16 protein-coding genes are annotated in these 12494 nt (G+C 35.6%); 14 read left to right on the top strand and 2 right to left on the bottom strand.

Annotation, left to right across the window (positions count from 1 at the left end; all coding sequences use genetic code 11):
* Positions 1–53 precede the first annotated feature (53 nt).
* The gene (locus tag D0817_RS09775; protein WP_127338211.1) at positions 54–911 is read right to left on the bottom strand and encodes an MBL fold metallo-hydrolase; all 858 of its coding nucleotides are present in this window, start codon (positions 909–911) and stop codon (positions 54–56) included.
* 625 nt (positions 912–1536) lie between these two features.
* Here D0817_RS09775 and D0817_RS09770 point away from each other — a divergent pair.
* The 8 genes from D0817_RS09770 to sufD all read left to right on the top strand — a co-directional run bounded on the left by D0817_RS09770 (position 1537) and on the right by sufD (position 7036).
* On the top strand, positions 1537–1866 hold the full coding sequence (locus D0817_RS09770; protein WP_059114664.1) for a HesB/IscA family protein: 330 nt from the start codon (positions 1537–1539) through the stop codon (positions 1864–1866).
* 77 nt (positions 1867–1943) lie between these two features.
* Positions 1944–3392 (top strand): Fe-S cluster assembly protein SufB, encoded by a 1449-nt coding sequence (gene sufB / locus D0817_RS09765; protein ID WP_127338210.1) that lies wholly within the window; start codon positions 1944–1946, stop codon positions 3390–3392.
* A 15-nt stretch (positions 3393–3407) separates the two neighbouring features.
* Positions 3408–3614, top strand: a complete 207-nt coding sequence (locus D0817_RS09760) for a DUF2683 family protein (protein WP_127338209.1) — start codon at positions 3408–3410, stop codon at positions 3612–3614.
* Positions 3605–3877, top strand: coding sequence for a Txe/YoeB family addiction module toxin (locus D0817_RS09755; protein ID WP_127338208.1), 273 nt, complete (start codon positions 3605–3607; stop codon positions 3875–3877). The genes D0817_RS09760 and D0817_RS09755 overlap by 10 nt, the downstream gene beginning before the upstream one ends.
* Positions 3878–3883: 6 nt before the next feature.
* A complete protein-coding gene (locus D0817_RS09750) occupies positions 3884–4372 on the top strand; it encodes a flavodoxin family protein (protein ID WP_127338207.1) in 489 nt (162 codons plus the stop codon).
* 14 nt (positions 4373–4386) lie between these two features.
* Positions 4387–5133, top strand: coding sequence for a Fe-S cluster assembly ATPase SufC (gene sufC / locus D0817_RS09745; protein ID WP_127338206.1), 747 nt, complete (start codon positions 4387–4389; stop codon positions 5131–5133).
* Between the two features lie 85 nt (positions 5134–5218).
* Positions 5219–5608 carry a four helix bundle protein gene (locus tag D0817_RS09740; RefSeq protein ID WP_127338205.1) on the top strand — a complete coding sequence of 130 codons (390 nt, stop codon included), beginning with the start codon at positions 5219–5221 and terminating at the stop codon, positions 5606–5608.
* Between the two features lie 111 nt (positions 5609–5719).
* On the top strand, positions 5720–7036 hold the full coding sequence (sufD, locus tag D0817_RS09735; protein ID WP_127338204.1) for a Fe-S cluster assembly protein SufD: 1317 nt from the start codon (positions 5720–5722) through the stop codon (positions 7034–7036).
* Between the two features lie 105 nt (positions 7037–7141).
* On the opposite strand, the gene D0817_RS09730 is transcribed toward sufD, so the two are convergent.
* Positions 7142–8488 (bottom strand): serine hydrolase domain-containing protein, encoded by a 1347-nt coding sequence (locus D0817_RS09730; protein ID WP_127338203.1) that lies wholly within the window; start codon positions 8486–8488, stop codon positions 7142–7144.
* Between the two features lie 218 nt (positions 8489–8706).
* On the opposite strand from D0817_RS09730, the gene D0817_RS09725 reads away from it, so the two are divergent.
* The 6 genes from D0817_RS09725 (at position 8707) to D0817_RS09700 (ending at position 12421) form a co-directional block, all read left to right on the top strand.
* Entirely contained in the window at positions 8707–9921 is a 1215-nt protein-coding gene (locus D0817_RS09725) for an aminotransferase class V-fold PLP-dependent enzyme (RefSeq protein WP_127338202.1), read from the top strand.
* Positions 9922–10007: 86 nt separating this feature from the next.
* Positions 10008–10361, top strand: a complete 354-nt coding sequence (locus D0817_RS09720) for a hypothetical protein (protein WP_306462211.1) — start codon at positions 10008–10010, stop codon at positions 10359–10361.
* A gap of 2 nt (positions 10362–10363) precedes the next feature.
* A complete protein-coding gene (locus D0817_RS09715) occupies positions 10364–10786 on the top strand; it encodes a SufE family protein (protein ID WP_127338200.1) in 423 nt (140 codons plus the stop codon).
* Positions 10787–10908: 122 nt separating this feature from the next.
* Complete coding sequence (locus D0817_RS09710) at positions 10909–11319, top strand: GxxExxY protein (RefSeq protein ID WP_127338199.1); 411 nt, start codon at positions 10909–10911, stop codon at positions 11317–11319.
* Positions 11320–11508: 189 nt separating this feature from the next.
* Entirely contained in the window at positions 11509–11832 is a 324-nt protein-coding gene (locus D0817_RS09705) for an SUF system Fe-S cluster assembly protein (RefSeq protein ID WP_053472865.1), read from the top strand.
* Between the two features lie 79 nt (positions 11833–11911).
* On the top strand, positions 11912–12421 hold the full coding sequence (locus tag D0817_RS09700; RefSeq protein ID WP_127338198.1) for a DUF2480 family protein: 510 nt from the start codon (positions 11912–11914) through the stop codon (positions 12419–12421).
* Positions 12422–12494 lie beyond the last annotated feature (73 nt).

Below are 12494 nucleotides of genomic sequence, written 5' to 3'. Positions count from 1 at the left end.
AAGTCCCATTTTCAAAACGATGAAAATGGGACTTTTTTATGTTTTAAATTTCTTTACAAAATTTCTTCGCAAGTAAAAACCTCTTTTAAGCGAACTCCTTTTTCGGTATGTTCTACTGTTATAATCTGGTTGTGTGCATCATGTTCCAGAAACAAATAATAATTATGGTCTGCAGCTGCATTTAGGAATTTTGATTTCTCCGGCATTGTCAACAAAGGTCTCGTATCATATCCCATCACATAAGGCAGCGGAATGTGTCCGGCAGTAGCCAGTAAATCGGCACAAAATACAATGGTTTTGTCCTGATACTTAATATGCGGAATCATCTGTTTTTCGGTATGGCCGTCAACGTAGAAAATTTCAAAACCCAACTCTTCTGAAAAACCATAATCATTATTGGGCCTTTGAATAAAATTCAGCTGGCCGCTTTCCTGCATCGGTAGAATATTCTCGGTTAAAAAGGATGCTTTTTCCCGCGCGTTTGGTTTGGTTGCCCATTCCCAGTGATTTTCGTTAGTCCAGTATGTGGCGTTTTTGAAAGCGGGTTCATAACCTGTTTTGCCAGCATTCCATTGCACACTTCCTCCACAATGATCAAAATGAAGGTGTGTCATAAAAACATCGGTAATATCATTTCTCTGAAAGCCATATTTCGCCAGTGATTTGTCTATCGAGTGCGATCCCCAAAGCGAATAATACCCAAAAAACTTTTCTGATTGTTTGTCTCCCATTCCGGTATCAATCAAAATGAGGCGATTTCCATCTTCAATGAGCAGACAGCGTGCCGCAATATCAATCAGATTGTTGTTATCGGCGGGATTGGTTTTGTTCCAGATGGTTTTGGGAACCACACCAAACATCGCACCTCCGTCCAGTTTAAAATTTCCGGATTCTATAGGGTAAAGTTTCATGAGCTTAAGTTTCTATTACGGAAACAAAGCTAGGAAATTGGATTTCCTTATACTACAAACTAACCCTCAAAAACGCAATCTTTCTTAGTGCGGCCAAAAAAAGAAATAAAAAAAGTCCGCCAGGACACAAGTTATAGCGCACAGGCCAGCCAATTTTCCAGATTTTTACTATTCATTTAGACCTCCCTATAAAATAAAATTGAATTAATTTTTAAATAAAAAAATTTGCGAAAATTCGTGAAATTCGTGGCAAAAAACTACCCTATTGACAAGCGCTCCTCAGGATCTCCTGAAGAAATTGAAAAAATCGCTGTTTGTTATACAAAAATTCACCTTGTGCATTCAGAATCACTGCTCCTTCGCAGGTTTTTCCGTGAAAAATCAATCGCATTTAAAACTCTTAACAAAAGAACATAAAAAAACAGCTGGTATAATTATTATATAACTTCTCTCTATTTTAACATTTGTTATAATAATGTGAACCATTATGGAAAAAGGTTTTTAAGTCGTATCTTTGCAGATAATTTCATTTCAACATTGAAAGACAGCACTTTAAAATGTAATAATTTCATTACTATTTTAAATGCAGCTTAAAATAACAGAAAAGATAAATACCATAAACACAATGATAAAAGTTTCTGATACAGCCAAAAAGAAAATCATCGACCTGATGAAAGATGATGGTTTTGATGCCGCTCAGGACTACGTACGCGTAGGGGTGAAAAGCGGGGGATGCTCTGGTTTGTCATATGATTTAAAATTTGATAAAACGAAAGGCGACGACGATAAAATATTTGTAGACAACGACATAACAATTGCAGTTGAAAAAAAATCATTTCTATACTTAGCCGGGACAATTCTTGAATTCTCCGGAGGATTAAACGGAAAAGGTTTTGTGTTTAATAACCCAAATGCAAGCAGGACCTGTGGTTGTGGAGAATCTTTTTCTCTATAAATCAAAAGAATTTATAAAAGCAAAAATTTAAACGCTTAAGAAAACTAATTTCTTATAACGTTTTAAAAAAGAAAAAAATGTCAAAATACACTGAAGACGATTTAAAAATCGAACTCGAAACCAAAGAATACGAATACGGATTTTATACTAATATCGAATCGGAAACATTCCCTATTGGTTTAAACGAAGATATTGTTCGCGCTATTTCTCTGAAAAAAGAAGAACCTCAATGGATGACCGACTGGCGCATCGAGGCTTTTCGTGCCTGGAAAGAAATGATCGAACCGGAATGGGCAAACGTTCATTATACAAAACCGGATTTTCAGGCTATTTCTTATTATTCAGCTCCAAAACAGGTAGATCCGTCCAAAACTTTGGATGATGTAGATCCGGAACTTTTAGAGATGTACAAAAAATTAGGGATCTCTGTCGATGAACAAAAAATGATGAACAATGTCGCTATGGATATTGTGGTCGATTCTGTTTCTGTGGCTACTACTTTCAAAAAAACACTGGCAGAAAAAGGAATTATTTTCTGTCCGATTTCTGAAGCTATCAAAGAGCATCCTGAATTAGTCCGTAAATATTTGGGAAGCGTTGTACCTCAAAAAGACAATTTCTATGCCGCCCTAAACTCAGCGGTTTTCTCTGACGGAAGTTTCTGCTATATTCCAAAAGGCGTTCGTTGCCCGATGGAACTTTCGACTTATTTCAGAATCAATCAGGCAGGAACAGGGCAATTCGAAAGAACCCTTGTTATTGCTGATGCCGGAAGTTATGTTTCGTACCTGGAAGGTTGTACGGCTCCAAGCCGCGATGAAAATCAATTGCACGCTGCTGTAGTAGAATTAATCGCTATGGATGATGCTGAAATTAAATATTCTACCGTTCAGAACTGGTTCCCCGGAAACAAAGAAGGAAAAGGCGGGGTTTACAACTTCGTTACCAAAAGAGGTTTATGCGAAACAAACGCTAAAATTTCATGGACACAGGTTGAAACAGGTTCAGCTGTAACCTGGAAATATCCTTCCTGTGTATTAAAAGGAGATAATTCGGTTGGGGAATTTTATTCTATCGCCGTAACCAATAACCACCAACAAGCAGATACCGGAACTAAAATGATCCATTTAGGGAAAAACACTAAATCGACCATTATTTCAAAAGGTATCTCTGCCGGTAAATCACAAAACAGTTACCGTGGATTAGTGCAGATCAGTCCAAGAGCTGAAAACGCAAGGAACTTTTCGCAATGTGACTCGTTATTAATGGGGAACAATTGCGGGGCACATACCTTTCCTTATATCGAAAGCAAAAATCCTTCGGCTAAAATAGAACACGAAGCTACTACAAGTAAAATTGGAGAAGATCAGGTCTTTTATTGCAACCAGAGAGGTATTCCGACTGAAAAAGCTATTGCCTTGATTGTAAATGGTTTCAGTAAAGATGTATTGAACAAACTCCCAATGGAATTTGCGGTTGAAGCTCAAAAATTATTAGAGATTTCTCTTGAAGGATCTGTTGGATAATTAAAAACAATAATTATGGATATCATCTTAAAAAATGTAAAGAAAAAAGATTTTCCAGTTTTTCAATCCCTGGCTAAATCTCTTGGTTTTGAAATTGTTGAAGAGAAAGAAAAACCATATAATCCAGAATTTGTAAAAGAGATTTTACAGGGTCGAAAAGATATAAAGGAAGGGAAAGGCATTAAAATGACAATGGAGGAAATACAAGCTTTATGCAGGTAATATTTACTCCTAAAGCTAAGAAAGATTTAGATTTCTGGGTCAAATCTGGAAATAAAAATATTCTTAAAAAAATTAGTGCATTAATTGAAGACATTCAGTTACATCCTTTTGATGGAATTGGAAAACCTGAGGCCTTAAAATATAATCTTACCGGAGTTTGGTCAAGACGAATTGACAGAGAACATAGATTGGTCTATGAAATCATAGATGAAAATACAATTGAAATCCTAAATCTTCTTTCTTTGAAAGGACATTACGAATAAGTTTTAATGGAAAATAGAAAAGTAATCATTTTAGGTTCCTCCCGGAAAAATGGGAACACAACAAAAATTGTGGACGAAATTTCAAAAGAATATGGAATAGAGGTAATTAATTTAAGTGATTATACGATTTCCTATTATGATTATGAAAGCAAAAACATAGATGATGATTTTTTGCCTTTGATAAGAGGAATACTCGAAAAGTATGATACTTTGATTTTTGCTACTCCTATATACTGGTATAATATGAGTGGCATTATGAAAGTTTTCTTTGATCGTATTTCAGATTTAATCCGAATTGAAAAAGAAACCGGAAGAAAACTCAGAGGAAAGAAAATTGCTGTGATATCGAATTCACATGATAACGAAATTGAAGAGAGCTTTTACATACCGTTCAAAAAATCAGCCGATTATTTAGGCATGGAATATTTAGGACACGCGCATTTTAATGCCAACATCCTGAACCAGACAACAAAAATAGAATTGACATTTATATAAAATAAAAAAAAACAATGTTATCAATAAAAAACCTTCACGCCTCAATTGGTGATAAAGAAATCCTTAAAGGAATTAACATAGAAGTAAAAGCTGGCGAAGTACACGCTATCATGGGACCTAACGGTTCCGGAAAAAGTACACTTTCGGCTGTAATTGCCGGAAACGAAAACTACGAAGTTACTGACGGACAGGTTTTTCTTGACGGGGAAGATCTTTCTGATTTAGCTCCGGAAGAAAGAGCACACAAAGGAGTTTTCCTTTCTTTTCAATATCCGGTAGAAATCCCGGGGGTAAGTGTAACGAACTTCATGAAAACGGCTATCAACGAAACCCGCAAAGCAAACGGTCAGGAAGAAATGCCGGCTAATGAAATGCTAAAGGTAATTCGTGAGAAATCTGAATTATTGGAAATCGACCGTAAATTTTTATCCCGTTCTTTAAACGAAGGTTTTTCGGGTGGTGAGAAAAAAAGAAACGAAATTTTTCAGATGGCCATGTTAGAGCCAAAATTAGCCATCCTTGACGAAACCGATTCAGGCCTTGACATTGATGCCTTAAGAATTGTGGCTAACGGAGTGAACAAATTGAAAAGCGAGAAAAACGCGATTATCGTTATCACCCACTACCAACGTTTGTTAGATTATATCGTTCCGGATTTCGTTCACGTTTTATACAACGGAAGAATCGTAAAATCAGGCGGAAAAGAACTGGCTTACGAACTGGAAGAAAAAGGATACGACTGGATTAAAGCAGAAAACTAAATTTTTGTTTCATGTTTCATGTTTTTTTAGTTTTAAGTTAGATTACATTTTGTAAGTTTAAACTTAAAAACAAAGAAAAGAAATTATGGCAACAATAACTCGATTTGAGGATTTAGAAATTTGGAAAGAAGCCCGACGATTAGCAAAAGAAATTCATCTAATTTCAATCGACACAGATTTAAAATTAGATTTCAGATTTAAAAATCAGATAAAAGATTCTTCGGGATCCGTAATGGATAACATTACCGAAGGTTTTGAAAGAGATGGGAATTTAGAATTTCGACAATTTTTATCAATTGCAAAAGGTTCGGCCGGAGAAACAAGATCTCAGCTTTATAGAGTTTTTGATTTTGAATATATTTCAGAACAAAAATTCGAAGTTTTAAAAACAGATTATGAAAATTTAAGTGGTAAAATAAAAAACTTTATCACCTATCTCAATAAAAAAGATTTCAAAGGAAATAAGTTCCAGTAAAAAAATCTGAAACTTTAAACCTGAAACAAAAAAAACGGATCTTAAAGGTAACAAGTTCCAACAGTCAACCTGAAACTTGAAACCTGAAACACCGAAGGAAACAAAAGAACAATGGATTTAAAAGAAAAATTAGTATCGTCTTTTATGGCTTTTGAAGAGCGTGTCGATGTACATTCAGATTTACATGACATACGCACGAAGGCCCTAAAAAACTTCGAAAATAAAGGTTTCCCAACCAAAAAAGAAGAAGCCTGGAAATATACATCGCTAAACGCCATCCTAAAAAATGACTTTACGGTTTTTCCGAAGCAGGAAAATGCAATTGAATTTAATCAGGTAAAAAAATACTTTTTACACGAAATCGATACCTACAAATTAGTATTTATCGATGGTGTTTTCAGTTCACATTTGTCTTCTACGACACATGACGGAATCGACGTTTGCTTAATGTCATCGGCATTAACCAAACCAAAATATAAAATGGTTATTGATACCTACTTCAATCAGATTGCAAGCAAAGACGAAAGTCTGACTTCGCTGAATACCGCTTTTGCAAGTGAAGGGGCTTTTATCAATATTCCACAGAAAAAAGTAGCGGACAAACCTATTGAAGTGATGTATTTCTCCACAGGAAATGAAGCTGCCCTAATGGTTCAGCCCCGAAATCTGATTATTGTTGGAGAAAATTCACATGTTCAGATTATCGAACGCCACCAAAGCCTGAATGAAAATCCGGTTTTAACCAATTCGGTTACAGAGATTTTTGCCCAGAAACGTGCTATTGTTGACTATTACAAAATTCAAAACGATAACAGCGAAGCCAACCTGGTAGATAACACTTACGTTTCACAACAACAGGAAAGCCACGTTTATGTACATACGTTCTCTTTCGGAGGAAACATTACACGTAACAACCTGAACTTCTACCATTTTGGAGAAAGACTGACAAGTACCCTAAACGGAATCACAATTATCGGTGAAAAACAACACGTAGACCATTATACACTGGTAAACCACGCAACACCAAATTGCGAAAGTTTCCAGGATTATAAAGGAATCTTCTCGGATCGCTCTACAGGAGTTTTCAACGGAAAAGTTTACGTAGAGAAAGAAGCTCAGAAAACAAACGCTTTCCAAAAAAGCAACAACATTTTATTGAGTGATAAAGCGACAATCAATGCAAAACCTCAATTAGAAATTTTTGCTGATGACGTAAAATGTTCTCACGGATGTACTGTCGGACAATTGGATGAAACTGCCATGTTCTACATGCAGTCCCGCGGAATTCCAAAGAAAGAAGCAAAAGCTTTATTGATGTACGCGTTTTCAAATGCCGTTATCGAAAGCATTAAAATACCGGAATTAAAACAACGAATTACTAAAATTATCGCCATGAAATTAGGCGTTAATTTAGGGTTCGATTTGTAATAGCTTAACCGCAAGGTTCGCAAAGATTTACGCAAAGTCCGCAAAGTTTTTTATATAAACTTTGCGGACTTTGCGCTTTTTACCTAGCGTTCTTTGCGGTTAAATTTACTTTTTTACAGAAGAAATTATCCCCTTCAAAAATCCATTAAAATCAAATCCCTGATCCGCCTCTTTCAATCCCATTCTCACAATAACCATATCCAGAGACGGAATAATCGCTACCATCTGCCCCTGGTATCCGCTGCAATAATACATATCACGTGGCACATCGGGGAATTTTCCTCCGGCATTTAACCAGAAATGAGCTCCGTATTTCCCTTCAGAAGTATTGGTTGGTGTTGCGGTATATTTTACCCAGCTTTCATCCAGAATTTGTTCTCCGTTCCAGTTTCCTTTATTAAGGTATAAAAGTCCAAATTTAGACCAGTCGCGTGCTGTTGCCCATGCGTACGAAGAACCCACAAATGTTCCTGACATATCCTGTTCCACAATCATAGAGTTCATTCCGATCTTATCGATGACGGCGCTGTACCAGAAATCAAGATATTCCTGTTGCGTTTTAAATTGACTTTTTAGAATCCTGGACAATAAATTTGTAGTTCCGGAAGAATAATTCCAATGTGTATCGGGTTTAAATTGTGCCGGTTTATCCATTTGTACTTTTCCCATGTCTTCTGCCTGAAAAAGCATTTTTGTCGCATCACAAATAGTACTGTAATTCTCCTCCCATTCCAAACCGGAATTCATGTGCAATAAATCGTTTATCGTAATATTTTTACGATCGTCTTTTTGCCACTCCGCAATTGAAACCGGTTTATAAATATCAATTTTACCCTGTTTGGCCAAAACTCCAAAAGCCGAACTGGTAATACTTTTTGTCATGGACCAGCCTAGAATTTTGCTGTCTTTTGTAAAACCTGTATCGTATTTTTCGGCTATCAGTTTATTTTTATACAAAACGACAACTGCCCGGGTACGTTTTGTTTTTCCTGCGTTTTTATCAAACGAAGCATCAACCGCTTTTTTTAATTTTAAATAATCCACATTCGAAAAAAGGGTGTCCACCGGATCCATATTTCCATAAGGAAAAGGCAATGCTTTTGATTTTGTTCTTTTTGGCAGCAGGTAAGGCTTGGAAATATCAAAATCATCATTAATTAACGTGACACCCAAACCTTCCCGATAAATTGCTTTGCGCTCTTTTAATCCGTACACATTTGACATTGCAAACTTTCCTGCTTCATCAATCGAGTTGGAAGCCAAATCGATCATTTTGATATCATTGTCCGTTTTTTGAATTAAATCCAGCGGCCGATGATCCAGAAAATGTCCCGAAGCCACACTTTTGGCAGAAAACCCGGAAATCAGGTCAAGTTTTGGATAAGTAGTAAATCCAAAATATAAAAAGGCAATAACTACAACAAGTGCAAGCAGTTTGAGGATTTTTTTCATAATTTTTCAGCTTTTTCCTGCAATATAATTAATTTATACGCATGTTATTACAACTCACTTTAGAAATACAATCCCGAATATTCACAAATCCGGATTAAAAACTGAAAAATCAACATTTCAGCTTTCCCCTGATAGCGTCATAAAAGGAAATTATAGAATAGCCGCATAAAACAATTTAGTTTTAGTACTTTTGTAAATAGATTTTTTCTAAATAAGACATGCTAGATATTCAAAAAATAAGAGCTGAATTTCCGATACTTTCACAAACTGTAAACGGAAAACCCTTAGTATATTTCGACAACGGTGCCACTTCGCAAAAACCACAAATTGTGATTGATGCTATCGCGAAATATTATCAGGAAATAAACGCCAATATTCACCGTGGCGTTCATACTTTAAGTCAATTGGCTACCGATGCCTACGAGATTTCCCGTAGCAAGGTACAGCACCATATAAATGCTAAATTCGCACACGAAGTCCTTTTTACTTCCGGAACTACACACGGAATCAATTTAGTGACCAATGGTTTCGCTTCGATTTTAAAACCGGGTGACGAAGTAATTGTTTCGTCTTTAGAACATCACAGTAATATTGTGCCATGGCAGATGTTATGTGAAAAAACTGGAGCTGTACTGAGAGTCATTCCGATGAACGAAGACGGCGAATTGATTATGGAAGCCTACGAGGCACTTCTTTCCGAAAAGACAAAAGTGGTTACGGTCAACCATATTTCAAATGCTTTGGGAATCATCAATCCTGTTAAATACATGATCGAAAAAGCACATGCTGTCGGCGCGGCTGTTTTGATTGATGGTGCACAGGCTGTTCCGCATTTAAAACCGGACGTTCAGGACTTAGATTGTGATTTTTATGCTTTCTCCGGACATAAAATGTGCGGTCCGACAGGTACTGGAATTTTATACGGAAAAGAAGCGTGGCTAAACAAACTCCCCCCCTATCAGGGTGGTGGTGAAATGATTAAAGAGGTTACTTTCGAAAAAACAACCTATGCGGATCTACCGCATAAATTTGAGGCCGGAACCCCAAATATTGCCGGCGGAATTGTATTGGGGACTGCGATTGATTATTTGAATAGTGTTGGTTTTGAAAATATCCAAAAGCAGGAAGAAGAATTATTAGCCCATGCCACAAAAAGTTTATTAGAAATTGAAGGGCTGAAAATTTACGGAACTGGCAAGAATAAAGCGTCAGTAGTTTCGTTTAATATTGACGGAATACATCCTTACGATATTGGTTCCATCATTGATAAATTAGGAATTGCAGTGAGAACCGGACACCATTGCGCACAGCCTATTATGAATTTCTTTTGTATTCCCGGAACGATTCGTGCTTCTTTTTCTTTTTACAATACTAAAGAGGAAATTGATCTGATGGTAGAAGCCGTCAAAAAAGCAAAAACAATGTTAAGCTAAAAAAAAACAAACTTATGCGAATAGTATCTTTATTACTTTTAACTGTCTTTATTGTAACTGGTTGTTCAAGCCAAAAAAAAACAGACATGACAACAACAGAAATTGAATATTCAGCTGTTTCAAGAGGCCTTTATAAAAAGATACTTGTTCAAAACGAATCTGTCTCTGTTACAAATGGCAGAAACGATGAAGCTGTTAAAACTAAAATAGAGGCTTCCAAATGGAACAAAATTGTTGCTGAATTCGAAAAAGTGAATTTAGAAAGCATCCCAAACCTGAAAGCCCCGACAGAAAAACGTTTTTACGATGGTGCTGCCATCGGAAATTTAAAAATAACTTCAAACGGAAAAACCTACGAAACAAAAGGATTTGACAATGGTTTCCCTCCAAAGGAAATAGAAAAACTGGTCAACTTATTGGTAGATTTTGCTAAAGAATAATTATGACAATAAAAGAAATTCAAAACGAGATAATTGATGAGTTTTCAATGTTTGATGACTGGATGCAACGTTACGAATACATCATCGAGCTGGGAAAAAGTATGCCGTTAATAAAAGAAGAATACAAAACGGACAACAATTTAATTAAAGGATGTCAGTCCAAAGTCTGGCTGCAAGGCGAACAAACTGACGATAAAATTGTATTTACCGCAGACAGCGATGCCATTTTAACGAAAGGGATCATTGCTATTTTAATCCGTACTTTTTCGAATCAGAAGGCAAAAGATATTCTGGAAGCAGACACGGCTTTTATTGATGAAATCGGATTAAAAGAACATTTATCGGCAACCCGTGCAAACGGATTAGTGTCGATGATAAAAAATATTAAAATGTACGCTTTGGCTTTTAATGCCAAAAACAACTAGGGAACCATATAAGTTATGTAAGTTCATATAATTGGAACGTGAATAATTTACTGGGCAAAAAAAATATTTTAAAAAAGTAAGTTTTATCTTTCTTTTATTTCTTATTATTGCTAAAAAAGCAGATGATAAGAAAGAAATATTTAGCTGATTTAATATATCATGTTAATGGAGCAGCAATTGAAGTTCATAAAAATATTGGGCCGGGACTTTTAGAAAGTATTTATCATAAATGCATGATTAAGGAATTATCTCTAAGACATATTAGTTTTAAATCCGAGTTAATAATTCCTATTGAATATAAAGGTTTAGAATTAGAGTCGGATTTAAGATGTGATTTATTTATTGAAGACTGTTTAGTCCTCGAATTAAAATCGGTAAATCAAATTATACCAATTCACATCGCTAAGCTAATGTCATATATGAAACTTTTAAATTCACCAATAGGACTCATGATAAATTTTAACGTCACGAATATTTATCACGAAGGTCAAAAAACATACGTCAACGAATTGTATCGTTGGTTAGAAGATTAGATTAAACCATATAGGTGATATAAGTACATATAAGCTGGAACGCTTATGTTTTTATACGATGAAAAACAAAAATAATAAACACGTACTTAAATGAACTTATATCACTTATATGGTAAGGAAAAAAAATTACACATACCATACTTAAATGAACTTACATCACTTATATGGTAAAAAAACAAAAACAATAAAATGGAACAAGAAATAGACACAAACGAATTAGGAGAATCAATCGTAAAAGTTTTAAAAGGAATTTACGACCCTGAGATCCCTGTAGATATTTACGAATTAGGACTGATTTATGACGTAATGGTAAATACAGATTACGAAGTAAAAATCCTGATGACGTTAACCTCTCCAAACTGTCCGGTAGCAGAAAGTTTGCCAAGAGAAGTAGAAGAAAAAGTAAAAACAATCGAACACATCAAAGATGTTGATGTAGAAATTACTTTTGATCCGCCATGGAGTAAAGACTTAATGAGCGAAGAGGCAAAATTAGAATTAGGAATGCTTTAATAAAATTTGTTTCAGGTTTAAAGTTTCAGGTTACGCAACTTTAAACCTGAAACTTTAAACCTGAAACTAACTTTTTCATATGGAAGAAATAATCAACAAAGTGGCCAATAGTGCACTGGAAGTCTTTGATCTTGAAGATTACTACCCTAACGGAATGCGTGTGCAGCTTGACATTTCACAATGGCTTTTGGAAGGTTTTTTATTAAAAGAAAAAGACTTCAGGGAGCATTTAAAAAATCACGACTGGTCGCAGTATCAGGATCAGTATGTTGCCGTTAACTGCAGTACCGATGCTATTATTCCGGCCTGGGCTTTACTGTTGGTTGCCATTCAACTGGCGCCTTATGCCAAAAAAACTGTCAACGGAACAATTGATGATTTAAACGGAAGTTTATACGAGGACATCCTAAGTAAGATTGATTACTCAGCCTACAAGAACAAACCTGTTATTGTAAAAGGCTGCTCTAAAAAACCCGTTCCTGTGCGTGCTTATATTTTAGCGACAACCTATCTGCAGCCTTTTGCAAGAAGCATTATGTATGGAGAGGCTTGTTCTGCAGTACCTTTATACAAGGAACCTAAGAAATAACGCGCTTTAAGCACCAATAATCCTACAGAATCTGACGGTTTTTAGTATATTTGTTATTACACTTTAAACTAAA

Source organism: Flavobacterium cupreum (assembly GCF_003996965.1).
Lineage (GTDB): Bacteria > Bacteroidota > Bacteroidia > Flavobacteriales > Flavobacteriaceae > Flavobacterium > Flavobacterium cupreum.
Note: the sequence above shows the minus strand (reverse complement) of the source record. Positions and strands in the feature narration are given on the sequence as shown.